Annotated in this window: 20 protein-coding genes and 1 tRNA gene; 12 read left to right on the forward strand and 9 right to left on the reverse strand. The window is 53.7% G+C overall.

Annotation, left to right across the window (positions count from 1 at the left end; genetic code table 11):
• Window positions 1-4: 4 nt before the first annotated feature.
• On the reverse strand, window positions 5-859 hold the full coding sequence (gene prmC, locus C8N40_RS00610; protein WP_108209884.1) for a peptide chain release factor N(5)-glutamine methyltransferase: 855 nt from the start codon (window positions 857-859) through the stop codon (window positions 5-7).
• 218 nt (window positions 860-1077) lie between these two features.
• Here prmC and ribD point away from each other — a divergent pair, with 218 nt between their 5' ends.
• Together ribD and C8N40_RS00620 are read left to right on the forward strand one after the other, a co-directional pair.
• Window positions 1078-2106 (forward strand): bifunctional diaminohydroxyphosphoribosylaminopyrimidine deaminase/5-amino-6-(5-phosphoribosylamino)uracil reductase RibD, encoded by a 1029-nt coding sequence (gene ribD, locus C8N40_RS00615; protein ID WP_108209885.1) that lies wholly within the window; start codon window positions 1078-1080, stop codon window positions 2104-2106.
• Between the two features lie 104 nt (window positions 2107-2210).
• Window positions 2211-2693 carry a GAF domain-containing protein gene (locus C8N40_RS00620; protein ID WP_108209886.1) on the forward strand — a complete coding sequence of 161 codons (483 nt, stop codon included), beginning with the start codon at window positions 2211-2213 and terminating at the stop codon, window positions 2691-2693.
• A gap of 223 nt (window positions 2694-2916) precedes the next feature.
• Here the strand turns inward: C8N40_RS00620 and C8N40_RS00625 are convergent, their stop codons facing one another.
• The 4 genes from C8N40_RS00625 to C8N40_RS00640 form a co-directional block, all read right to left on the reverse strand.
• On the reverse strand, window positions 2917-3600 hold the full coding sequence (locus tag C8N40_RS00625) for a phosphatidylserine decarboxylase family protein (protein WP_092100636.1): 684 nt from the start codon (window positions 3598-3600) through the stop codon (window positions 2917-2919).
• Between the two features lie 119 nt (window positions 3601-3719).
• A complete protein-coding gene (locus C8N40_RS00630; protein WP_108210401.1) occupies window positions 3720-4997 on the reverse strand; it encodes a Glu/Leu/Phe/Val family dehydrogenase in 1278 nt (425 codons plus the stop codon).
• A 105-nt stretch (window positions 4998-5102) separates the two neighbouring features.
• Window positions 5103-5930, reverse strand: coding sequence for a phosphatidate cytidylyltransferase (locus C8N40_RS00635; protein WP_108209887.1), 828 nt, complete (start codon window positions 5928-5930; stop codon window positions 5103-5105).
• A 49-nt stretch (window positions 5931-5979) separates the two neighbouring features.
• Entirely contained in the window at window positions 5980-6945 is a 966-nt protein-coding gene (locus tag C8N40_RS00640; RefSeq protein WP_108209888.1) for a CPBP family intramembrane glutamic endopeptidase, read from the reverse strand.
• A gap of 53 nt (window positions 6946-6998) precedes the next feature.
• Between C8N40_RS00640 and dusB the strand changes: the two genes are divergently transcribed.
• From dusB to C8N40_RS00665, 5 genes are all read left to right on the forward strand, one after another.
• Window positions 6999-7988, forward strand: a complete 990-nt coding sequence (gene dusB, locus C8N40_RS00645; protein WP_108209889.1) for a tRNA dihydrouridine synthase DusB — start codon at window positions 6999-7001, stop codon at window positions 7986-7988.
• A gap of 517 nt (window positions 7989-8505) precedes the next feature.
• Entirely contained in the window at window positions 8506-8724 is a 219-nt protein-coding gene (locus C8N40_RS00655; RefSeq protein WP_108209891.1) for a hypothetical protein, read from the forward strand.
• A 277-nt stretch (window positions 8725-9001) separates the two neighbouring features.
• A complete protein-coding gene (locus C8N40_RS23240; RefSeq protein ID WP_281259485.1) occupies window positions 9002-9127 on the forward strand; it encodes a hypothetical protein in 126 nt (41 codons plus the stop codon).
• Between the two features lie 138 nt (window positions 9128-9265).
• Window positions 9266-10108 (forward strand): DMT family transporter, encoded by an 843-nt coding sequence (locus C8N40_RS00660; protein ID WP_245904927.1) that lies wholly within the window; start codon window positions 9266-9268, stop codon window positions 10106-10108.
• Window positions 10109-10269: 161 nt separating this feature from the next.
• Window positions 10270-12270, forward strand: coding sequence for a Na+/H+ antiporter NhaC family protein (locus C8N40_RS00665; protein ID WP_245904929.1), 2001 nt, complete (start codon window positions 10270-10272; stop codon window positions 12268-12270).
• Between the two features lie 74 nt (window positions 12271-12344).
• Here the strand turns inward: C8N40_RS00665 and C8N40_RS00670 are convergent, their stop codons facing one another.
• Both C8N40_RS00670 and C8N40_RS00675 read right to left on the reverse strand, forming a co-directional pair.
• A complete protein-coding gene (locus C8N40_RS00670; protein ID WP_108209894.1) occupies window positions 12345-13283 on the reverse strand; it encodes a GNAT family N-acetyltransferase in 939 nt (312 codons plus the stop codon).
• Between the two features lie 103 nt (window positions 13284-13386).
• Complete coding sequence (locus tag C8N40_RS00675; RefSeq protein WP_108209895.1) at window positions 13387-14568, reverse strand: sensor histidine kinase; 1182 nt, start codon at window positions 14566-14568, stop codon at window positions 13387-13389.
• Window positions 14569-14683: 115 nt separating this feature from the next.
• On the opposite strand from C8N40_RS00675, the gene hemA reads away from it, so the two are divergent.
• Window positions 14684-15967, forward strand: a complete 1284-nt coding sequence (gene hemA / locus C8N40_RS00680) for a glutamyl-tRNA reductase (protein WP_108209896.1) — start codon at window positions 14684-14686, stop codon at window positions 15965-15967.
• A 133-nt stretch (window positions 15968-16100) separates the two neighbouring features.
• Here the strand turns inward: hemA and C8N40_RS00685 are convergent, their stop codons facing one another.
• Window positions 16101-16409, reverse strand: a complete 309-nt coding sequence (locus C8N40_RS00685) for an ArsR/SmtB family transcription factor (RefSeq protein WP_025608763.1) — start codon at window positions 16407-16409, stop codon at window positions 16101-16103.
• 121 nt (window positions 16410-16530) lie between these two features.
• Between C8N40_RS00685 and C8N40_RS00690 the strand changes: the two genes are divergently transcribed.
• From C8N40_RS00690 to C8N40_RS00700, 3 genes are read left to right on the forward strand one after another with little or no spacing between them, the layout of a single operon-like run.
• On the forward strand, window positions 16531-17604 hold the full coding sequence (locus tag C8N40_RS00690; protein WP_108209897.1) for an anhydro-N-acetylmuramic acid kinase: 1074 nt from the start codon (window positions 16531-16533) through the stop codon (window positions 17602-17604).
• Between the two features lie 59 nt (window positions 17605-17663).
• The gene (locus tag C8N40_RS00695) at window positions 17664-18896 is read left to right on the forward strand and encodes a Glu/Leu/Phe/Val dehydrogenase dimerization domain-containing protein (protein WP_108209898.1); all 1233 of its coding nucleotides are present in this window, start codon (window positions 17664-17666) and stop codon (window positions 18894-18896) included.
• Between the two features lie 18 nt (window positions 18897-18914).
• Complete coding sequence (locus C8N40_RS00700) at window positions 18915-20081, forward strand: mechanosensitive ion channel family protein (protein WP_108209899.1); 1167 nt, start codon at window positions 18915-18917, stop codon at window positions 20079-20081.
• Between the two features lie 339 nt (window positions 20082-20420).
• Here the strand turns inward: C8N40_RS00700 and C8N40_RS00705 are convergent, their stop codons facing one another.
• Complete coding sequence (locus C8N40_RS00705) at window positions 20421-22904, reverse strand: AsmA-like C-terminal region-containing protein (RefSeq protein ID WP_245904931.1); 2484 nt, start codon at window positions 22902-22904, stop codon at window positions 20421-20423.
• A gap of 212 nt (window positions 22905-23116) precedes the next feature.
• On the opposite strand from C8N40_RS00705, the gene C8N40_RS00710 reads away from it, so the two are divergent.
• Window positions 23117-23191: transfer RNA gene (locus C8N40_RS00710), tRNA-Val, on the forward strand.
• The last annotated feature ends 159 nt before the right edge of the window (window positions 23192-23350 follow it).

Below are 23350 nucleotides of genomic sequence, written 5' to 3' on the forward strand. Positions count from 1 at the left end.
GGCTTTACATCATTCCCCGCACGATACGGTCTTTCCCGAACAGGTCCTGCACTACCCTCGCCTCGGCAAAACCTAGCTGTAACAGGAGATCCTGCACCTGCTGCCCGTAGCGCTCGTTTATTTCAAAGTATAGCTTCCCTCCCTTTTTCAACAGCTGCTGCGCCACCTCGGCAATTCTTCTGTAATACTTCAGCGGGTCCTGGTCTGGTACGAACAGCGCCAGGTGCGGCTCATACTGCAGCACGTTTTCCCGCATCTGCCCTTTCTCCTCCTCCAGCACATAGGGTGGGTTGCTCGTGATAATGTCCAGCGAGGCAGGAGTTATACGTGGCACCGGCTCAAAAATATCCGCCTGAAGCCAGTTTATGTTAAGGTTATACTTTGCCGCATTCGCCTTCGCCACCTCCAGCGCGCCCTCCGACACCTCCAGGCCGTATACTTCGGCATTTCTTAGATTGGCCGCCAGCGCCAGCGGGATGCAACCGCTCCCGGCACAGATATCCAGCACCTGCAGCCCGTCCTGCCCTTTGTGCTCCCGCAGCACCAGGTCCACCAGTTCTTCCGTTTCCGGCCGGGGAATCAGCACGCGCTCGTCCACCAGCAACTCTAGCCCATAAAAATGCGCCACCCCCAGCACGTACTGCACCGGTTCCTGCTGCTGTAACCGCTGTACCATCTGCTTTAGCTGTGTCTCCTGCTCCGGGTTTACCTCCTGTTGCTGTGCCAGCGACAGCTGCATACGGTTTTTCTGCAGCACGTGTTCCAGCACTAGTTGGGCTATACTTCCCGCCTCCGGCTCGGGATAGGCCGTTTTTATACTTTCCCGGATGTGCTGCTGTAACTGCTGAACGGTTGCCACGTCTATACTTTCTGTTGATTTCGGTATCTTTGCAAAAGTAGAACTTTCTGAGTTAGAAAGTTAGAAGGTTGAAAAGTTAGAATGTTACGGTGCATTGACCTTTACTGAGCCAAGAGTTGTGACTTTTTAGGCACGAAAGAGTAGCGCCTGATTACTGCTTTCCTTTTTCACTTTTTAACCTTCTAACTTCCCAACTTTCTAACTCCTAAACTCTTCCTATGTCCGACGAACGATACATGCGACGCGCCCTGGAGCTGGCTCAGCTGGGCGGAGGCTATACTTCACCAAACCCGATGGTGGGTTGCGTGGTGGTACACGATGGGAGAATCATTGGCGAGGGATGGCACCAAAAGTATGGCGGCCCCCATGCCGAGGTGAATGCCATTGCTGCCGTGGCGGATAAAAGCCTGCTGCTTAAGAGCCGGGTGTACGTCACGCTGGAGCCTTGCTCCCATTTTGGCAAAACGCCTCCCTGCGCCGACCTGCTCGTTTCTCATGGGGTGAAGGATGTGGTGATCTGCAACACAGACCCGAACCCGCTGGTGGCCGGGCGTGGCATAAAAAAATTAACTGATGCTGGTGCCCAGGTAAAAGTAGGCGTACTGGAACAGGAGGGGCTGGAACTGAACAAACGCTTCTTCACCTTCCACGCGCAAAAGCGGCCGTTTATACTTTTGAAATGGGCCGAAACAGCAGATGGCTTTATCGCGGGGGCTAACTATAAACAGGAGCAAATCAGCGGGCCGCTGGCCAGGCGGCTGGTGCACAAGTGGCGCACAGAAGAACAGGCTATTATGGTGGGCACCCGCACCGCGCTTCATGATAACCCGCAGCTTAACGTGCGGGCGTGGCACGGGCCGCAACCGCTACGCGTGGTCATCGACCGGGCTTTGCAGCTCCCCCCGCACCTGCACCTTTTTGATGGCAGCCAACCGACGGTGGTTTATACTTATAAACAGCAGCAGGATGGGGAGAATTTATACTTTGTGCAGCTTCAGGAGGAGGCGCCACTGCTTCTGCAAATTATGCAGGACCTGCACCGGCGTAACGTTTTGTCGGTGATGGTGGAGGGAGGAACTTACCTGCTGGAGAGCCTGCTGCAGGCAAACCTCTGGGACGAAGCCCTTGTGTTTAAGAGCCAGCAAAAAACGCTTGGGGATGGGATAAAAGCCCCTGCCATGACGCACGGCCGGCTACAAAGCTCTCAAACTTTAGGCACCGACCAATTGTTGCACTACCGGCGTTAGTTGTTGGTTGATAGTTGTTCGTTATTAGTTCTCCTAAAGTATACCCACTCTATACTACATTCAATATTCAGTCATTCACTCAACCACTCATTCAAAATTACACCATGGCCGAATCATTAATTATAGACGCAAACCTCAGTAAAGAAGAAAAGTATAAAGCACTGCTTCCGCAGATAGAAGCCCTGACCGCCGGCGAAACAGACCTGATTGCCAATATCTCGAATATGGTGGCCGCGCTGCGCCAGGGCATGGGGTTCTTCTGGGTGGGGGTATACTTTAACAAAGAGGGACAGCTGGTGCTAGGGCCGTTCCAGGGGCCGATTGCCTGCACCCGCATCCCCTACCACAAAGGTGTTTGCGGCGCCTGCTACACCCAGCAGAAAACCATACTAGTGCCGGATGTAGAAGCCTTCCCGGGCCACATTGCCTGTAGCAGCGACTCTAAATCGGAGATCGTGTTGCCAGCCATAAAAGACGGCGAGGTTAAACTGGTGCTGGACGTAGACAGCGACAAACTCAACGACTTCGACGAAGTGGACCAGAAATACCTGGAGCAGCTGATGACGCTGGTGGAGAACTGGTATTAGTTTTTACGAAGCACGTATCAAGTAGCAAGACTTTGGGAATCAAGCTACGGTAAGCCGTAAGCTACAATAGAAGTATAAGCAGTGGCTTCCATTAACAGAATCCTACTCATCCCTTAATCCTGCAAAACCTGATTCAGACAAAAGCCGCTGCAAGTAATAACTTGCAGCGGCTTTTTGTTTTTTTTATCGTGCTACTTGATACGTGCTTCGTGATACGTCCAGCTTACCCAAACAACGTCGGTGGCGGGGTTTTCAGCTGAGCAATAACGGTTTGACCTCCCTTAGTTTTTTGCCCCAGTTCCGCCTTGATTTCTGTATCCAGCGGCAGGAAGATATCCACACGCGAGCCGAACTTGATAAAGCCGAACTCCTCGCCCTGGCTCACCTCATCGCCCTCGTTTACATACCATACAATACGGCGTGCCATGGCCCCGGCAATCTGGCGGAACAGCACCTCCGGCCCTGCAGTAGACTCCACCACCACCGTGGTGCGCTCGTTTTGCGTGCTCGACTTTGGGTGCCAGGCCACAAAGTAGTTGCCAGGATGGTATTTAAAGTACTTTACAATGCCGGAAACGGGGTTGCGCGTGATGTGCACGTTTATCGGCGACATGAAGATGGAGATTTGCTTGCGCTTGTCTTTAAAGTACTCCGGCTCCTCCACTTCCTCAATCACTACCACCTTTCCGTCGGCAGGGGCTATGATGAGGTCCTCGTGCAGCAGCAACGTACGGTAGGGACTGCGGAAAAACTGCAGGATCAACAGGAAGAGAACGGCAGACACACCGGAGAACACCCTGTTGAAGGTGCCATTCTCAGCATTGAAATTGTAGAGCAAAAGGTTCAGCACTACAAGTGCCAGTAAAGTAAAAAATAGTATTTTCCTTCCTTCCTTATGGATTTTCATTCGATGCTATTGTTTGCCGCAGGTACTATATAAACTCATAATAGCCCATCCAGTTACGTGGATGGGCTATTACCTGCTTCAAAATTATATAATATCCGGAATATTCCTCTAAAAATCTTTTAGAAGCCCCCGCGATACTTGTACGTCATGGCCACTTTATCGATGGCCACGATGTAGGCTGCGATGCGCATTGGCACGTTATACTTCTGAGAAGCAGCGTAAACACGCTCGAAAGCCTCGTTCATGATGCGCTCGGCGCGCTCGTTCACGCGGTCCAGCGTCCACTTAAAGCCCATGCGGTTTTGCACCCACTCGAAGTAGGACACGGTAACACCGCCTGAGTTCGCCAGGATGTCCGGCACGACCATAATGCCCTTCTCGTTGATGATGTTATCAGCCTTGTAAGAGGTAGGGCCGTTGGCACCCTCTACAATCAGGCGGGCCTGTATCCTGTCCACGTTGTGGATGGTGATCACGTCCTCCACGGCAGCAGGAATCAGCACGTCCACCTTGGCTGTCAGCAGGTCGCCCGGGTCATCCATCAACTCTGCTCCCTTATAACCTTCCAGGCGGCCGTTGTGCGCGTTTTTATACTCTATCGCTTCGTCAATATCAATCCCGTTGTCGTTCCAGTAGGCTCCGCTAATGTCGCTAACGCCTAAAATCTTCACGCCCCGGTCATTCATCAGCTTTGCCGCCCAGGCGCCTACGTTGCCGAAGCCCTGTATCGCAGCCGTAGACTTGGCGGGGTCCATGCCCAGTTTGTTCATGGCGGCCATGGCCGACACCATCACGCCGCGGCCCGTTGCCTCTACGCGGCCCAGCGAGCCGCCCAGCACCAACGGTTTACCCGTCACCACTGCGTGCTCGGTAGAGCCTTTTGTCTTGGAATACTCGTCCATGAGCCAGGCCATTTCGCGAGGTCCGGTGCCCATGTCCGGGGCAGGAATGTCGCGGTCCGGGCCAAAAATATCCTGCAAAGCCGACGTATAGGCTCTGGTCAGTCGCTCAATTTCACCGGCTGACATAGAGAAAGGATCGCAGATGATACCGCCTTTGGCACCACCGTACGGGATGTCCACCACGGCGCATTTCCAGGTCATCCAGGCAGCCAGGGCCTTCACCTCATCCAGGAATACATCCGGTGCGTAGCGGATACCGCCTTTGGACGGCCCCAGGATAGTGGAGTGAATAACGCGGTAGCCCTCGAACACGCGCACTTTGCCGTCGTCCATGGTCACGGGCACGTTCACGATTACCTGACGTGTTGGAGACTTAAGTACGTTATATACTTCCTCATCCAACCCCAGCACCTCCGCCGCTATGTTAAAGCGCGACATCATCGACTCGAAAGGATTTTCCTTATCCTTAATCGGAGCTGGCTCTTTGTATAACATCATCTACTCTAAATTTTTATTAGTGAGTAATTAATCAGTGAATTAAAATACGGGGCAAAGTTGAGAATTAAACTTGCAACCTCCTAAGAGCGGGCAACAAATTTTTTAGAAGATTTCGAGGAAGGCGACCACGAACGGGATGACCATCAGCAGGCTATCGAAGCGGTCCAGGATGCCGCCATGGCCGGGCAGCAGTGTGCCAGAATCCTTTACCCCCAGGCTGCGCTTCAGCATCGACTCCGAGAGATCGCCCAGCACTCCCACAATGCCCACAATGATGGATACGCCCAGCCACTGGTATTGTTCTAAATCGAGAAACACATGCGAGAGCCCATACCCCACCAGCATGGTCACCAGCGTACCGCCAACCCAGCCTTCCCAGGTCTTTCCGGGGGATATACGCTCGAAGAGCTTATTTTTGCCGAAGTTCTTCCCGAAAATATAAGCCCCGGTGTCGGACGCCCAGATCAGCAGCAGCAGGCCAAGTATGGGTTGCCAGCTATACTCCTCCCCGTAGTAGCCCAGCAGGTGCAGCAGGCCAAAGGGCACGGCCAGGTACACAACGCCCGTTATCGTAAAGGCAATGTTGGTGAAAGGCTGGGGCTTCTTGCGGTACATTTCGTAAATAAACACCAGAAACAGCAGCGGCAGCGAGAGAAACAGCAACTCGCCCGGGGCAACGTCTTTCTGCACCAGGAACATGGAGGTGAAGAACACGCCGCCCAGCAGCAGCCCCAGGGGTTTGTTCGGGCGCATGCCCTGCACCGCCACCAAGGTATAAAACTCGGCGATGCCCAGCAGCGTGAGCCCCAGGAAGAGCAGGAAATAGGTCCACTCGCTGAACAGGATGCCGCCTATTAGCACCGCGGCGCCTAGTACCCCTACAATAAGTCGTTGATTTAGATTGCTTAGAGTTGATAGCTTATTGTTCATGCCATGACTTACGCCTGCCCGGGGCCTGTGCGTGTTGTAAGGGTTTAGTTTATAGTTGTTGCTCTGTGCCTGCGGCCTGGGCTATACTTTGCGGGCGCAATGGCTGCCGGGCAAATGCCTGGCGCAGGAAGTATAGCAGGCCCACGCTTACCAGCAACGATAACGCGATACTATACCACGGCATTGCCTCGGTGCTCTCGATATTGGTATCGATGGCGCGGGTTTGCTGCAGGTACAGTAAAAACACCGTAAAGCCGTTGTTGGCAAAGTGCGCCACAATCGGCACAATGATGCGACCGGACCAAAAGTATAAATATCCGAACAGCGCTCCAAGTATGGCCCGTGGCAAAAAGCCGAAGAACTGCACGTGTATGGCCGCAAAGATGATGCCTGTAACCCAAATGGCCACATGGATGTTGCCGGACCAGCGGTGGATCTGCTGCTGCGCAATTCCCCGGAACACGAGCTCCTCGCCTACGGCAGGTATAGCCGCAAACACCACCAGGCCAATGAGCAGCTCTGGCACCGAGTTAAACCGTGTGATAAGCTTGGTAAGCTCGGCTAGTTGCTCCTCCTGCTGCCGCGCCCACTCCTCAAAGGCACGCATAAAGTCCGGGAAGCTCATGTGGGCGTTCCACTGGATGATGACCGAGTTGGCCGGCATGATGGCAATTATCAGGATGCCGCTGAGCAGCACCAGCAGCCACGGTGAAGGCGTCTTCCAGTTCAGGTAATCCCCCGGCCTGTAGTTGAGCGAGAGCAGCAGAAAGAGGGGCGCCACGATAAAGGCAAAGAACTGCAGCACACCCTGCAAGAGCAGCATCACCTGCGGCCCCTGCGGGTGGTCGGCTGGGTTGGTAGCCACGGTTGCCAGCTCAATCAGGCCTATCCCGAAGATCCAGTTGGCCAGCAGCCCTATCACAAACATCGCCACAAAGTAGCCGCCTGCCATGTATACTATCAGCAGTAACAGTACCCAACTTGGGTGCAGATCTTTCGAGATGAAACCTTTCATAGGGAGATTTAGGTTTAATTGGCGTAAATTTACGCGAATAATTAATTTTTGCTTTGGTAAAGATTGCTAACATAGAGCTAGGGGAGTTTCCGTTGCTGCTGGCACCGATGGAGGACGTAAGCGATCCGCCCTTCCGCAAAGTATGCAAGGCCAACGGTGCCGACCTGATGTACACGGAGTTTATCTCCTCTGAGGGTTTGATACGTGATGCCGCCAAAAGTGTACAAAAACTTGACATTTTCGACTACGAGCGCCCCATCGGAATCCAGATTTTCGGGTCTGAGATTGAGTCGATGCGCGAGGCGGCTATCGTCTCCTCGCAGGCCGGCCCGGACCTGATCGACATCAACTATGGCTGCCCCGTAAAGAACGTGGCCTGCAAGGGCGCCGGTGCCGCGTTGCTGCGCGACATCCCGAAGATGGTGAAAATGACCGAGGAGATCGTAAAGGCCACGCACCTGCCGGTAACGGTAAAGACGCGCCTGGGCTGGGACGAGGACACCAAAAACATTGTAGAGACGGCCGAGCGCCTGCAGGATATCGGCATTAAAGCCCTGAGCATACACGGCCGCACGCGCGTGCAGATGTACAAGGGCGAGGCCGACTGGCGCCTGATTGCCGAGGTGAAGAACAACCCACGCATGCACATCCCCATCTTCGGCAACGGCGACATTGACTCGCCGCACAAGGCGCTGGAGTACCGCAACAAGTATGGCGTGGACGGCATCATGGTCGGCCGGGCAAGTATAGGCTACCCGTGGATCTTTAACGAGATAAAGCACTACATGAAAACCGGTGAGATGCTGCCGGGCCCGACGCTGGAGGAGCGCGTGGAAGTATGCCGCCAGCACTTCACGCACTCGCTGGAGTGGAAGGGCGACAAGCTGGGCATTTTTGAGATGCGCCGCCACTACACCAACTACTTCCGCGGCCTGCCAAACTTCAAGCCCCTGCGCATGAAACTGGTGCAATCCGAGGACATGCAGGAAATCTACGACACGCTGGATGAGATTGCCCATAGCATGAGCTACGTGGAGAGTTAAGAGAGTTTGGGAGTTGAGGAGTTGGGGAGTTAGAAAGTGGGCAGTGTTTTCTGAGTTTATACTTTCTGCCGCAAGTTTACCTGTGGCTTTGTATGGCAGCAGTTTAAAACTGCTTTGAAAAAGAAAGGGCCGCAAAGGCTTAGGCTATACTTTATACTTTGGTTAGCAAAAAATTAAAGCAATGAAGGGTAAAGCCGACAATGTAAGTACTATCTCATTCTTCTTAATTGCAATTGTTCTTATTATCTGGGGTATCAAGATGATTGTAAAGAACCTTGTGGCTGTTGGGATTAATAGCAGGACTCTATCCCTATCGGGTTTCGGTGGCGAATATTTAATATTGATGGGACTAATATTCTTAGTCGTAGCATACTACAGCCTATCTCCTCTTGGTAAAATCCGACAGTTCCTCGAAGGTGACTTTAAGAACAGGAAAGAGAAAAAAGATAAACGAAAACAATCGAAGAATAGCTAATCCTGATTTAGATTACTTTACCGCCAGACCTGCTAAACTTATGTGCCAAAAATAGAAGCCGTAAACCTGATGAAGTTAATAAGGCCAAAAATAATTGGAACCCTAACGATTCAGAAAATGATGGCTGGAAATTTGGCTGTCTTGAATGACATAAAGAATCCACCTAATAAAATAGTCATTCCTTGTCGTTCAGCAGAGCATGGTGAAGAAATTATCGCCAAAATCAAAGAATCGAAGCCTGGAGAAGTTATTTACATTTAAGTAACTTCTGAAAAGATATAGAAGAACTTTAGCTAACCACACCTTTGCCATGGCAAAGCCAAGCCCGTTAGAAAGCATTTAAAGTTCGTTCCTGAAGTCTGCCGAAGTATAAATTGCTGGTGATAACACTCAAAATGGCGGGGAGAGGATTACCGTAGTCTAAAGGATAGTATAAAACAGGTCCCTGGCCCCATCGGCCGGGGATTTCTCTTTTTGCCAACAGAAGTTCCGCAAGAACCGGGTTGTGCCACGAGCGCCGCCTTGAGAGATTGCAGCCATGATACACTCCAAAACGATAGCCGGCTACACCTACGGCACCTCTTATACTTCGAGCTATACTTTGCCACGCACATGGCAGCTTTTCTGGCTCAGGGGCAGCACGGAAATAATTTTCAGCAGATGAGATAGCGGGTGAGCAAATCTGACGCTCCAACTCTTTACTTTTGCAGCCACACTTTAACCTTCTAACTTTCTAACTATAAAAACCTCCACTACCCCCACTGCACAAGAAACCGCGACCCCGGCACTGGCCTGGCTGCTGGTGATTATACTTGCTCTTATCTGGGGCACCTCGTTTATACTTATCAAGAAGGGGCTGGTGGTTTACGATCCTAACGAAGTGGGGGCCCTGCGGATGGTAATTGCCTGCGCGGCCCTGCTGCCATTCGCCATCCGGAACGTTCGTAAGGTGGAGCCCCACCGCTGGAAGTTTCTGCTAGGCAGCGGGATGCTGGGCAACTTCTTGCCAGCTTTCCTTTTTGCCATCGCCGAAACGCGCCTGGCCAGCGGACTGGCGGGGGTGCTGAATTCGCTTACCGCACTCTTCACCCTGCTGGTAGGGGCTGCCTTGTTTGGACAGTCCATCACCTGGATGCGCATGCTCGGCATCGTTATCGGTATTGCCGGCACGGCCATCCTTATCTTTACCGGCAACGGCAACGCGGAGCTCGACAACATGTACTATGGCCTGTACATTGTGCTGGCCACCGTTTTCTACGGCATCAGCGCCAACCTTATCAAGTTTCGCCTGCAGGGCATGAAGGCCATCGCCGTCTCCAGTCTGGCGTTGCTCACGGTGGGGCCGGTGGCGCTGGTATACCTGCTCACCACCGATTTTCTTTACAAGCTGCAGCATGTGCCGGGGGCCTGGGAGGCGCTGATGTACATCGCCATACTTGCCGTGTTCAGCACTGCCATCGCGCTTATACTTTTCAACAAGCTTATCCAGATATCCACCACCCTCTTTGCCAGTTCCACCACCTACCTCATACCCATTGTGGCGCTGATGTGGGGCGTGCTTGATGGCGAGACCATCCATTTGTGGCACTACCTGGGCATGGTGGTGATCTTGCTGGGCGTGTTCATCGTAAACAGGGCCAGGTAAACGCACGTTCCCTCAAAAGTATATGCTCCCCTACTTTATACTTGCTGCGGCTATACTTTAGCGGCAAGTATAAAGTAGGGCCGCGGCAGGCGCGAATCAACACTATGAGTTTTCTGATTCTTTTCTAACTTAGGGGATTCTCTAACCCGCAACCATTCAGAATGAAGCTTTACAAGCCCCTCCTGAGTCTCCTGTTATTTCTCATGCTGTCGGTGCCAAGCCTGGCGCAAGGCCTGGTTTCCAGGGAGCAGCTGGAAGAACTGCAGCTGCAGGCCATCAACGACACTGCCTTCACCCTCCGCACTGTTACCGAAACCGGCAACCTGATGACGTACAATGGCCCGCTTACGCTCCGCGTGAACGGCGAGCTACAGGAGGCCGAGTTTGTTGATGGCGAAACCACGTTCTCGATACCGGAGCGGCGCGAGCTTATCCAGGTAAGCGCTAACCTGGACACGCACACGCTGGCCCGGCTCTACCGCCTGGATGTAGAGGAGATGCGGGGCGTGAAGGAGTTCCCGATGTGGCTGTCCATACTTCCGCCGCTTATTGCCATCGTGCTGGCGCTTCTCTTCAGGCAGGTGCTGCTGGCGCTCTTCGCGGGCATTTGGGTGGGCGGCTTTGTGATCTACGGCTTATCCTTTAATTCTATTTTGGTGGGCCTGCTAGCCGTAGCGGACACCTTCCTGCTCAAGGCCCTCGTAGACAGCGACCACGCCTCGGTTATTATCTTCTCCATGCTGATTGGGGGGATGGTGGCCATCATCTCCAAAAACGGCGGCATGGCTGGTGTGGTGCATTTGCTCTCGCGCTACGCCCGTTCCGCCAAAAGCTCGCAGCTGGTAACCTGGGTATTGGGGATAGCCATTTTCTTCGACGACTACGCCAACACCCTTATTGTGGGCAACACCATGCGCCCCGTTACCGACAAGCACCGCATCTCCCGCGAAAAGCTGGCTTATATTGTGGATAGCACCGCTGCCCCTGTGGCGGCCATCGCCTTTGTCACCACCTGGATCGGAGCTGAGTTGGGTTATATAAAGGACGCCGCCACCAAGCTCGGGATTGAGGAAGGCGCCTACTCGCTGTTCTTCCACTCGCTGCAGTATGCCTACTACCCGGTGCTCGCGCTGGTGTTTATGCTGATACTGATCCTGATGAACCGGGATTTTGGCCCGATGCACCGGGCAGAGCAAAGGGCGCGCACCACCGGAGAGGTGTCGGCAGCGCGCCTCGACCGGGCCGGGCAGGAGAAACAGCAACAAGAAATGGCCGAGTTTGAGCCCATAGACGAAACCAGGGTCCGTGCTGTCAACGCGCTGCTGCCCGTGCTTACGGTTATCGGGGGCACTATTGCTGCCTTGCTCTACACCGGCTACAGCGCCGACGTTTGGGTCGATCCCAGCCTCGGCTTTTTCCGCAAGCTCTCCGCCACCATCGGCGACTCCGATTCTTACCTGGCCCTTATCTGGGCTTCGCTCGGAGGCGTGGTCGTAGCCATAGCCCTAACAATAAGCCAGCGCATCATGACGCTTTCAGAAACCATGGACTCGTTGGTGGTCGGGTTTAAGACCATGCTGCCGGCCATCCTTATCCTGGTGCTGGCCTGGTCGTTGGCGGCGGTTACGCAGGAGCTTTATACGGCAGAATACCTCACCTCGCTGCTCTCAGGCAATGTGTCGCCATACTTCCTGCCGGAGATCACTTTCTTCCTGGCCGCTGCCATTGCCTTCTCCACCGGCTCCAGTTGGGGCACTATGGCCATACTTTACCCGCTTATGATGCCAGCCGCCTGGTATGTGTGCCAGCAGCAGGGCTTTACGATGGAGGAGACCATGCCTATCATGTACAATGTGATCTCGGTGGTGCTGGCAGGGGCTGTGTTCGGCGACCACTGCTCCCCTATCTCCGACACCACCATCCTGAGCTCACTGGCCTCGGGCTGCAACCACATAGACCACGTTAAAACACAGCTGCCGTACGCCATTACGGTGGCCTTGGTCGCCAATATTGCCTGCACCAACCTGTCTAGTTTTGGCGTGCACTGGCTGCTGGTATACGTTATTGGCATAGCCATACTTTGGGGGATTGTAAAGCTTTGGGGCAAAGACGTGCCCCACAAGCTTGTGCCCATCGCAGAAAAGCTTGAAGCTGAAGCATAGCATTACAAGTATAAACCAGCAGCGGCTGCCCCAGGTGTGAGGCAGCCGCTGCTGGTTTATACTTTGCCGGGCCGCTACTGCAGCCTTAGCTCATAAAAATCGTGTACGATGGTGCGGGCGCCATAGCTTTCCTTGTTCCAGACAAGCCCCTCGTTCAAATACTGGCCCCCCTGCTCCGTAGACACGCCAAAACTGAAATACGGCTTGTGCGCATACACCTCTGTCAGCAGCCAGTCCAGCAGCACATCCAAGGCACCTGCCTGCTTGCCCTGCTCTGAGGAGGCAATGTACTGGCAATGGGCTACAGTGGCAGTCTCGAAAACTAGGGTGCCCGCCAGTAATTCGCCCTCTTTGGTAGCAGTGTAAAGCCTGATGTTCTCCGGAAAGCGCGAGGCGAGCAGCTCAACTTCCGCTGCCGTGTGCACCGGCTTGAGGTTATACTTTTGCTGCAGCACCTGCCACTCCAGCTGCATAAAGTCTGTGTAGGCCATGGATAACTGCACCTGTATACTTCCTCCTTTGGCTTTTCTGATTTCCCACCGGCGTGTTCTGCTGTAACCAGCCCCTGCAGCTAACGCTGCAACCGAGTTTACATCGCGGCGGTAAAGTATGGCCCCGTGGCGAAACAGGGCGTACAGGTCTTCCTCGGCGGGCTGCTGGTGGTAGATGTGCGGAATGGCCTTGTAAAGGATGCTTCGGAACCACTGCCCCTGAAAGTATAACTTCATGGCCTGCACCACCTCCAGCATCAGCGCCGCCTTCATCCGCTTGTCCGTAACGAGTCCGGCGTAGCTCAGGCCGCCATGGCTCTGCACCTGCTCCCCTGCCTCATTTGCCGGCAGCAGCGCCACCAGCCTGCCCTTGTGGTAGAACAGCAGCGAGTGGTCCGTGAACCTGTCGGCATGGTACTCCATGTAATCGCGCAGCAGCATGAACGTGCCGTTCTTCGACTCCCGTACAAAGGCATCCCAAAGCGGCTTATGTTCCGCGCTATACTTTACTACTTCAACCATTCTATTGACAAAGGACTGCTAGACAAAGGACAAAAGACGATACTTTTGCACCTTTACCTCCTTAACTTTCTAACCTTCTAACTTCTTAACTTTCTAACTCCTACTACCTGTTCAGCACAATCCGGAAGGTGGTGCCCTTGCCTACCTCCGACCACTTCACGTACAGGCGGCCTTCGTGGTAATTGTCGATGATGCGCTTGGCCAGTGCCAGGCCCAAACCCCAGCCGCGCTTTTTGGTAGTGAAGCCGGGCAGGAAAACAGAGTCGATCTTACTTTTGGGGATGCCTTTTCCGGTGTCTGTGATATCCACGGCAATGCTGCTCTTGCCCAGCAGCACCAGCTGTATGTTTATACTGCCGCGGCCCTCCATGGCATCCACGGCGTTCTTGCAGATGTTCTCGATCACCCAATCATACAGCGACACGTTTACCTTGGCCGTGATATCCGGCGAGAAGGTGGACTCTATGGAGAACGCTACCTTGCGCGAGATGCGGTTCTGCAGATAATTTATGGCGTTCTGCGTTACCTGCAGGATGTTCTCGTCACGAAGCGAGGGCACAGAGCCGATGTTGGAAAAGCGCTCCGTGATGATCTCCAGGCGCCGCACATCCTTGCCCAGTTCCTCCAGTATCGGCTCATTCTCAAACTTGGGGCTTGACTTGATGTACTCATACCAGGCCATCAGCGAAGAGAGCGGCGTGCCCAGTTGGTGCGCCGTTTCCTTGGCCAGCCCCACCCATACCCGGTTCTGCTCGGCGCGGCGCGAGTAGCTGAAGGCAAAGTAGGCCACCAGCGCAAAGCACGAGATCACGATCAGCTGCACGTACGGGTAGTAGCGCAGCTGCGAGAGCAACTCGGAATCTTTGTAAAACACGTAGTTCACAGAACCCTCCGCCCAGGGCACCACGATGGGCTCGTGCTGCTCCTTCATCTTCCCAATCTCGCGCTGCAGGTATTCGTTTATTTTATCGGGCTTATCGGCAATGTTTTCGGGCAGATTTATGTTCTTGGAGTCGAGGATATTCTCATTTTCATCTGTCAGGATAACGGGCACCGTGGTGTTGGACGACAGGATCTCCTCCTCGATGAACACGATGTTGTCGTCGCTGGGGGCGTTGATCATGTAGCGCAGGCCCTTGGCATAAAGCTGCACCAGCTCCTGCTCCCGCTCCGACAACTTGCTCACAAGTATGTTGGTATAAGTGATGGTGGCGGCACCTATGATGAGAGCAATGATAACAACAACGAGCTTTATCCTGTTCTTCTGGGAGTAGATGGGAATCATTGAGTATAAACACGAAATTTATTTGAAATTAGTATAAATTGAACATAGAGAGCAAGTAAGTTTTATTTTAATAAATAGAGCCGTACCTTTGCCCTTTAGTAGAACAAACGTTATTATGCTTCAGAACTTTAAAGCAATCAGCCTGTCGTATAAAAAAGCGCCGCTCGATATCAGGGAGCTGATTGCCTTAGATGAATCTTCTTGCAGAATATTTTTGCAGACGCTTAAGGGCTTCCTTCAGGCTACTGACATCCTTGTTCTCTCCACCTGCAACCGCACCGAAGTATACTACAACTCCGACACTGACTATAGCGCTGAGATCGTCAAGCTCCTGGGCATCACCAAGGGCATCGACAACATCAGCCGCTACTTCGACTACTTCACCATCCTGAACGAGCACGACGATGCCGTGCAGCACCTGTTCGACGTGTCGATGGGGCTGGAGTCGCAGGTGGTGGGCGATATGCAGATCTCGAACCAGGTGAAGGTGGCCTACCAGTGGAGCGCCGACAACGAAACAGCCGGCCCTTTCCTGCACCGCCTGATGCACACCATCTTCTTCACCAACAAACGCGTGGTGCAGGAGACCTCCTTCAGAGACGGTGCCGCCTCTACCTCTTATGCCGCTATCGAGCTAATTGAGGAGCTAACCGGAGAGGGCGCTGAGCCCAATATCCTGGTGGTGGGCGTTGGGGAGATTGGCGCCGATGTATGCCGCAACCTGAAAGACCTGGGCTACAAGAAGGTAAAGATCACCAACCGCACGCTGGCAAAGGCAAAGGTGTTGGCCGAGGAGTGCGCTCTGGAGGTGCTTCCTTTTGAGGAGATTGTGCAGGGTATGAAAGAGGCCGATGTGATCATTTCTTCGGTGGCCCGCGAAACGCCTTTCTTTACAAAGGAAATGGTAAAGCGCCTGAACGCGCTCACTTATAAATTCTTCATTGACCTGGCCGTGCCGCGCAGCGTGGAGCCGGAGGTGGAGAGCATACCGGGCGTGCTGGTATACAACATCGACACGATCCAGAACAAGGCTTCCGAGGCACTGCAGCGCCGCATCAGTTCCATCCCGAAGGTAAAGGAAATCGTTGCCGAGTCTATCGAGCAGTTCAACGACTGGTCTAAGGAAATGATGGTATCGCCCACCATTCATCGCCTGAAAAATGCACTGGAAACGATACGTCAGGAGGAAATAGCCCGCTATGTGAAGAAGCTGGGGCCTAAGGAGGCAAAGCTGGTAGACAGCATCACGAAATCCATGATGCAGAAAATTATAAAATTACCGGTATTACAACTGAAAGCTGCCTGCAAGCGCGGAGAGGCCGAAACGCTTATTGACCTGCTCAACGACCTGTTCAGCCTGGAGAACCAGCCGGCAGAATCAGAGCAAAATCCTGGGTAAACGATACAATTTTTTTAGTGAAGAAATAACTAAGGCCTCCGCAAATTCCATGTTAAAAGGGACAAACGGGGGCCTTAACTATTCCATCCTCAGGTAACAAACTGCTACCCAGGGTGCCGTACAGGGCACTGGCTTAGATATCAATGCAGCATTCTTCGAGGCAGTCTATTACATCAATCAGTTTCGGGATGGCCAGCGAGTAGTAAATCTTGGTACCCACTTTAAAAGACGATAAAACGCCTTTATCCTTTAGTGTAATCAGGTGCTGTGATGCAATGGCCTGCGGAAGGTCTAACTGCTTATATATCTCTGTAACAGTCATTTTATCCTCTTTTCCGAGCAAATCCACTATCGCCAGTCTCTTGGGGTGTGCCAGTACTTTAAGCATGGCTGCCGCCTTATCTATCTTCTTCGATTCAACTCTTGACAACAAACTTTTCATAATTAAAATTATACCTAACAGTTTCTACAATTCATTTTTCAATCCCATTCACAATAAGATATATACGAGGCCTGCACTATTTAGCTGAAAATCATTAGCATGCTTTTATTATTTTTGGCCAATGGATACTTCTTATCATGTAATCGGTCTAATGTCCGGGACGTCACTCGACGGCCTCGATATTGCTTTTTGTAGATTTACGTACAAATCTCATAATTGGATATATGAGATACTAAATACTACTACATTAACATATACCCATGAACTAATTGACTCCCTTCGGGGTGCCGAGACCGCCAGTGCCCTGGAGCTGGTGGAGCTGGACCATGCCTTCGGCCGCTTCATGGGGCAACGGGTTCATGAGTTCGTACAACAACACGGAATACAGCCCGATTTTGTTGCTTCTCACGGACATACGATCTTCCACCAGCCCGACAAGCACATCTCCCTGCAACTGGGCCACGGTGCCTACCTGGCGGCGCATGCCCACCTGCCCGTGGTCTGCGACTTCCGCACCCTCGACATTGCGCTGGGGGGGCAGGGCGCGCCGCTCGTGCCCATCGGCGACGAGCTGCTTTTCGGCCACTACGATTATTGTATTAACCTGGGAGGCATCGCCAATGTTTCCTACAACCACCAGGGCACCCGCCTGGCCTTCGACACCAGCGCCTGCAACATGTTGCTCAACACATTGGCAAACAGCCTGGGCCAACCCTATGACCATAACGGCGCGCTAGCCCGCTCCGGTACTTTAGAGCCAAAATTATTAGAGGCCCTTAACGCCCCCGCCTACTTTGCAGCCCCGGCCCCGAAGTCGCTGGGCAAGGAGTGGGTGCTGGATCACAGCCTGAAAAGTATAGCCGACAGCCCGGCCACTGCAGAAGACAAGCTGCACACGGTGTGCCACCACATCGCCCAGCAACTGCGTAACGCCCTGCCGCCGCTGCACGAGGGGCAGCACCGTGTACTAATAACAGGGGGCGGCGCGTTTAACGGCTACCTGATGGAGCAGATACAGCAGCAGCTGGGGCCAAAGTATACCGTGGAGATCCCGGCGCCGGAAGTGGTATCCTTTAAGGAGGCACTGATATTTGCCTTTCTGGGCGTGCTGCGCTGGCGCGGTGAGCACAACTGCCTCAGCAGCGTAACGGGGGCCAGCCGCAACAACGTGGGGGGCGCCATCTACCTGTCCTAAGCCCTGCCCATCTAATTTTCGTACCTTTGCACCCTATACCCGATACACCCATAACTGGAATGAAAGACTTACTTGCCCAATTTGAGAACAAGAGACCTGAAATAGTTTTCGAGTGGAAAGACCCTGAAACCGAAGCCGAAGGCTGGGTGGTGATAAACTCGCTGCGCGGCGGGGCGGCGGGCGGTGGCACCCGCATGCGCAAAGGCCTCGACAAGCGCGAGGTAGAGTCGCTGGCCAAGACGATGGAGGTGAAATTCACCGTATCCGGCCCTGCCATTGGAGGCGCCAAGTCCGGCATCAACTTCGACCCGGCCGACCCGCGCAAGCGCGGTGTGCTGGAGCGCTGGTACAAGGCCGTGTTTCCGCTGCTGAAGAACTACTACGGCACCGGCGGCGACCTGAACGTGGATGAGATACACGAAGTAATTCCAATCACGGAAAGCTATGGCCTGTGGCACCCGCAGGAGGGTGTGGTTAACGGCTATTTCAACGCCACCGAGCCGCAGAAAATAAACAAAATTGGCCAGCTGCGCCAGGGGGTGGTAAAGGTGATCGAAGACCCGCACTTCTCCCCTTACACCGCCCGTAAGTATACGGTTGCCGATATGATCACGGGGTATGGTGTGGCTGAGGCCGCACGCCACTACTACAGCATCTGGGGAGGGCAGTTTGAGGGCAAGCGCGCCATTATCCAGGGCTGGGGCAACGTGGGAGCCGCGGCGGGCTATTACCTGGCCTCCAAGGGCGTTAAAATCGTCGGCATCATCGACAGGGCCGGAGGGCTTATCAACGAGCAGGGCTATACTTTTGAGGAGATCACAGACCTGTTTCTCAACCGCCAGGGCAACACCCTGAACCCGGCCACGCCTGGTATACTTTCGTCTGAGGAGGCAAACAGCCGCCTCTGGGACCTTACGGCCGAGATCTTTATACCTGCCGCCGCCTCCAGGCTGGTAACGCGCGAGCAGGTGGAGCGCATGGTCCAAAGTGGTCTGGAGATTATCTCCTGCGGTGCCAATGTTCCGTTTCAGGACCCGGAGATCTTCTTCGGCCCGACCGGCGAGTTTGCCGACCGCAACCTGTCCGTGATCCCTGACTTTGTGGCCAACTGCGGCATGGCACGCGTATTTGCCTACCTGATGGGCGACGAGGTAGAGATTACCGACGAGGCCATCTTCAGCGATACTTCCGCCGTGATACGGGCTGCCCTGGAGAAATCGCATGGACGAAACGGGCAGAAGACCGAGATTGCCAAGACAAGTTTTGAAATTGCCCTGAGCCAGTTGCTCTAAAAAGAATTACGCTTACCTATGCAAGAGTTGTTAAACAGCGAATGGCTCAGCCATGAGTTCCTCGGAAATACCGTAGCGGATTACATTCTTTCCGCTGCCATACTTTTATTCGGGCTGCTCTTCAACACGCTGTTGTCCAGAATGCTTTCGGGCTTGATTTACAAGCTTGGGAGCCGCCTTTGGCCCGAGTCGGAGCTGCCTGAATTCCGCCGCCTGCTGGTGCAGCCGCTGGAGGTGCTCGTGTTCCTGGTGTTTCTGTACCTGGCCTTCCAGGTGCTTAATTACCCGGTGCAGCCCGAAGACCTCAAGGCCGGGGATCCTTTCCTGAAGACGTTCCTGCTGCGGACCTACCAGGTGTTTGTCATTGTGGCCCTCACGTGGGTGCTGCTGCGCTTTGCTGACTTTGTGGGCCTCGTGTTCCAGCACCGCAACGAAAGATCCGCCTCCAAACTTAACGAGCAGCTGGTGCCCTTCTTCAAGGACTTTACCAAGGTGCTGATCGTTATCTTCTCCTTCCTGATCATGCTGGGGTCGGTGTTCGGGGTAAACGTGACGGGCCTGGTGGCTGGTCTGGGCGTGGGTGGTTTGGCCGTGGCCTTTGCCGCCAAGGAAAGTATAGAAAACCTGCTGGCCTCCTTCACCATCTTCCTGGATAAGCCCTTTATGGCCGGCGATTTGGTGCAGGTGGGCGAGATGATTGGCACGGTGGAAAAAGTAGGCTTCCGGAGCACGCGCATCCGCACGCTGGAGAAAAGTTTTGTGACGGTGCCCAACAAGCTGATGATCGACAAACCGCTGGACAACCTGACGCTGCGCACCTTCCGTCGCGCCAAGTTCGACATCCGGCTTACCTATAACACCACCTCCCAGCAGCTCCGGGCTATTACGCGCGAGATACAGGAGTACGTGGACCAGCACCCGCGCACCAACCAGGATACCCGTGTCCGGTTCCTCACCCTCACCCCTGACTCGAAGGATGTGATGGTGCTATACTTCGTGGATACCATGGACTGGTTTGATTTCATCGACATCAAGGAGGAAATCAACTATAAGATTGTGGAAATTGTGGAAAAGCATGGAGCGGACTTTGCCCTGCCTACCCAGAAGCTATACTTGCACCGGCCGGAAGGCAAGCCGGAACCCGTGCAGGAGAAATCATACATTGGAGGTGCAGACCTGGAGTAAGCGCCAATAAAAAAGCCGGAGAAGCTCCGGCTTTTTTTTCACCCTTATATCTTAATTCGTCTGAATTGCAAGGTTACACTATCATCTTAAACCAATCCGGGGTGTGTAGCGCACTCCCGTTAAACCTAAATCCTTAAGCTCTACAAGCATCGTTAGTCGTAGTTTTGATTTCTTTAACGACCTACTTTAGTCATAGTTACAAACAAAGTATAACTTTTACCCTATAAGGCCTTTATTCTGCAGTAAACAAGCAATATTGCTGAGTAAAAGGATAGAATTATTTATGGATACCCTCCTTGAGTAGCGAACAAAGTATAGATTGGAGGCTGGCCTTCTCCGCTAAAAATCAAAATACTCGCCTTCCTGCAGCTCCACTTCCTTCTCCTTCTGTTTTGGCTTTTTGCCGCGCAGCAGGTCCCGCAGCTCCTGCCCTTCCTGCTTCAGATCCGTCTTTATCTTCTGCCGCACGCGCTCGTCGTCGTAGGCGATTTTAAAGTCGCGCTCACTGCCCCGTAGCGTCAGGAAGAGGTTGCTGTTGCCAGCATCCGGGTCTTCGGCCACCGTGCCAAAGCGGGCATCCTTGTCGGGTCGTTGCTTGGTGAAGAGGGGCAGCTTGATCTTGTAGTCCATCTTCTGGTCGAACGTGTGGGTGCCCGACACCGACACCGTCGGCACCGCTGACAGGTTGGAGCGAATGTCCATCTCCGGGATGTAGATGGTGCCCTGCTGTATCCAGAAAGAGTTGTGCAGTTCGGCAAAGCGCATGTTGGCCAGCTCCGTACGCTTCACGAAGGCCGACATTTTCTGCATGGGCGCAAAGTTTATCAGCTGCCCGTTGCGCACCGTGGCCTGAATCTCGGCCTGCAGCAGATCGGTTTTGGGGTTCAGTTGGCTGTCGAAGTATACATCAGACACGATGTTGGCCGTGAGCTGGCCGCGCAGGTGCCGCTCCTCTATAAAGTTCTGCCGGAAGTTCTCGAACACGTAAAACAGGCTGTCTACGCTCATGTTGTTGAGTTTGGCGGCAGTGCTCACCTTGATGTGGTTGCGGCTGCGGGCATCCAGGTTGCCCCGCACAGCAAAATCACCGCCAATGGCCTGAAAGGAGATGTTAGGGGAAGAAACCACCTGGTTGCGCAGCTTCACCTCACCCCGAATGTTTTTGCCGTGAAACCGCCTGAACCGCAGCCTGTCGATGGAGGCGCTCAGGTCGAAGGCGATATTGGGGGCTATCACGAACTTGTAGCTGTCGCCGGTACGGGCGGCCTCAGGCGTGTTCTGCTCCTCGCTCAGCAGCTGGTCGAAGTTGAGGTAGCGGCTGCTGAAGTTGGCCTCCACCAACAGGCGCTGGTTCTCCAAAATCAGCCAGGCCATCACGTTCCGGAACATCCCGTTGACGGTAAAATCGGACTCGCCCAGCTTGCCCTTAAAGTCGGACACGGCCACATCGTTGCGCTTGAACATGAAGTTTCCGTTGAGGTTGCGCAGCGGCAGCGGCATGTCTTTCAGGGAAAGCGATACGTCGTGCAGCGTAATATCGCCGGTGGTGTTGAGGGTGCTGTTGCCGGGCTTGGCCTTAAACTCCTTCAGGTTCCCCGAGAAGGCAATGCGCACGTCAGCCAGGCCGCTGCCGCTGCGCACTTCCTCCAGCTTTGCCAGCCCCAGCACATAGCTCACGTCCAGCATGCCCTGCAAATCAAAAGCAATGTAGGGATTGTGGAAGTTGCTATACTTCAGGTTGCCCTTAAAGGGCCTTCCGTTCAGCTCGCCCCGCAGCTCTTTTAGCTCCAGCACCGAGGTGGTGGCATTCTGTTTCTCGCCGTTCGTAAAGCTGCCCGTCAGGTAAAGCTTCTCCACGCGCTGCTGCACATCGGGGTGGTAAAAAGAAGCATCGCGCGCGCCAAAGTTGATGCTTATACTTGGCGTGTGCCTGCCCGAGGCCTTGCCCTGCACGGTGCCGTTAAAGTAGACATCGCCCTTGCTGCGGTACTGGCTAAATTCCTCCGTCATACTTTGGGGCAGCAGCGAGAGCAGCGACTGTATGTTGGTATTCTTGCCCTTTACCTTTAAATTCAGTTCTGTCACGCCTTCGTAGGCAATGCCGCCGCCCACTTCATAGGCCGCCTCGCCCACCTGCACCACCGACGGCTGCAGGGCGATTGTCCTAGCCTGCCGGTTTATACTTAGGGCCGAGCTCAGGTTAACTTTCTTGCCCTTGAAATATTCGCCGGAATTGAGGTGGATGGTATGGATGGTCGCCTGCCCGTCGGCTTCAATGTCAATGGTTTCAGGGGAGATGGCCAGGGCTGCGGCCAATTGATGCGCGCTGACCTCGTAGCGCTGCTGCAGCTGCTCGTCTACATAGTGCAGGGCCACTTCGCGCAGGTTTATACGTTCCAGGTCGAAGGAGAAGCCGCTGTCATCGGAGCTGGTGGTGTCGGTGGCGATGATCTCGTAGTTCACCCGCCCGTCCGGCAGCACCCTGACGTATACTTCGCCCTGCTCCATGTAAAACTCCTTCACGCTGTACTCGCCACGCAGCACGTCCCAGAGGCTGAAGGTAAAGTATAGCTTGTCGGCCCGCGCCAGCGACTCTTCACTCTTGGGCAGCCCCTCGTGCACGTTTACCTGGTCCAAGGTCACGGCCACCTGCGGAAACTTATCGAAGAGGGAGAGCGAAATCTGTCGCACATCCACCTTTGTTTTGATGTGCTTGTTGGCCTCGGCCACAAAAAGCGCGATTATTTTATCCTGATACGTATACACCAGCGCCAACGCCAGACCCAGTGCCGCCACCAAAATGGCCACTCCATAAAATAGCACTTTTCTTACCGCTCCTTTTCTCACCTGGCGAAACTTCAGATTTATAGCGTCTTATATTACCCTAAAGGTACAGCAGTATTAACACGTGGGCAATAGCGTCCGGTCGCTGAAAAAATATTTAAGAAATTTTTCTCAATCGTTTTGCAGTTTCAAAAATAACCCTCATATTTGCATCATCAAACGGGGACAAAAGGTCAACGAAAACAAAAAACGGGGTGTTAGCTCAGCTGGTTCAGAGCACCTGCCTTACAAGCAGGGGGTCACTGGTTCGAATCCAGTACGCCCCACAAGAGGACAACTGCAAAGTTGTCCTTTTTTTATATCCATACTTTTCCGCCCTCGCTCCTACTGCTTATACTTTAGCGTTGGTTATACTTTACCAACGGCGCAGCCCCGGGCATAGTATACTACTCCTGCTGCCGCACTCGCAACGGGGCTAATCACTT

The organism is Pontibacter mucosus (genome assembly GCF_003054055.1).
In the GTDB taxonomy this organism is placed as follows: Bacteria; Bacteroidota; Bacteroidia; order Cytophagales; family Hymenobacteraceae; genus Pontibacter; species Pontibacter mucosus.

Coding starts and splice junctions, on each gene's coding strand:
- ribD (WP_108209885.1), top strand. CDS start 1,078: ATGTCCGACGAACGATACATGCGACGCGCCCTGGAGCTGGCTCAGCTG.
- C8N40_RS00620 (WP_108209886.1), top strand. CDS start 2,211: ATGGCCGAATCATTAATTATAGACGCAAACCTCAGTAAAGAAGAAAAG.
- C8N40_RS00625 (WP_092100636.1), bottom strand. CDS start 3,600: ATGAAAATCCATAAGGAAGGAAGGAAAATACTATTTTTTACTTTACTG.
- C8N40_RS00630 (WP_108210401.1), bottom strand. CDS start 4,997: ATGTTATACAAAGAGCCAGCTCCGATTAAGGATAAGGAAAATCCTTTC.
- C8N40_RS00635 (WP_108209887.1), bottom strand. CDS start 5,930: ATGAACAATAAGCTATCAACTCTAAGCAATCTAAATCAACGACTTATT.
- C8N40_RS00640 (WP_108209888.1), bottom strand. CDS start 6,945: ATGAAAGGTTTCATCTCGAAAGATCTGCACCCAAGTTGGGTACTGTTA.
- C8N40_RS23240 (WP_281259485.1), top strand. CDS start 9,002: ATGATACACTCCAAAACGATAGCCGGCTACACCTACGGCACCTCTTAT.
- C8N40_RS00665 (WP_245904929.1), top strand. CDS start 10,270: ATGAAGCTTTACAAGCCCCTCCTGAGTCTCCTGTTATTTCTCATGCTG.
- C8N40_RS00670 (WP_108209894.1), bottom strand. CDS start 13,283: ATGGTTGAAGTAGTAAAGTATAGCGCGGAACATAAGCCGCTTTGGGAT.
- C8N40_RS00675 (WP_108209895.1), bottom strand. CDS start 14,568: ATGATTCCCATCTACTCCCAGAAGAACAGGATAAAGCTCGTTGTTGTT.
- hemA (WP_108209896.1), top strand. CDS start 14,684: ATGCTTCAGAACTTTAAAGCAATCAGCCTGTCGTATAAAAAAGCGCCG.
- C8N40_RS00685 (WP_025608763.1), bottom strand. CDS start 16,409: ATGAAAAGTTTGTTGTCAAGAGTTGAATCGAAGAAGATAGATAAGGCG.
- C8N40_RS00690 (WP_108209897.1), top strand. CDS start 16,531: ATGGATACTTCTTATCATGTAATCGGTCTAATGTCCGGGACGTCACTC.
- C8N40_RS00695 (WP_108209898.1), top strand. CDS start 17,664: ATGAAAGACTTACTTGCCCAATTTGAGAACAAGAGACCTGAAATAGTT.
- C8N40_RS00700 (WP_108209899.1), top strand. CDS start 18,915: ATGCAAGAGTTGTTAAACAGCGAATGGCTCAGCCATGAGTTCCTCGGA.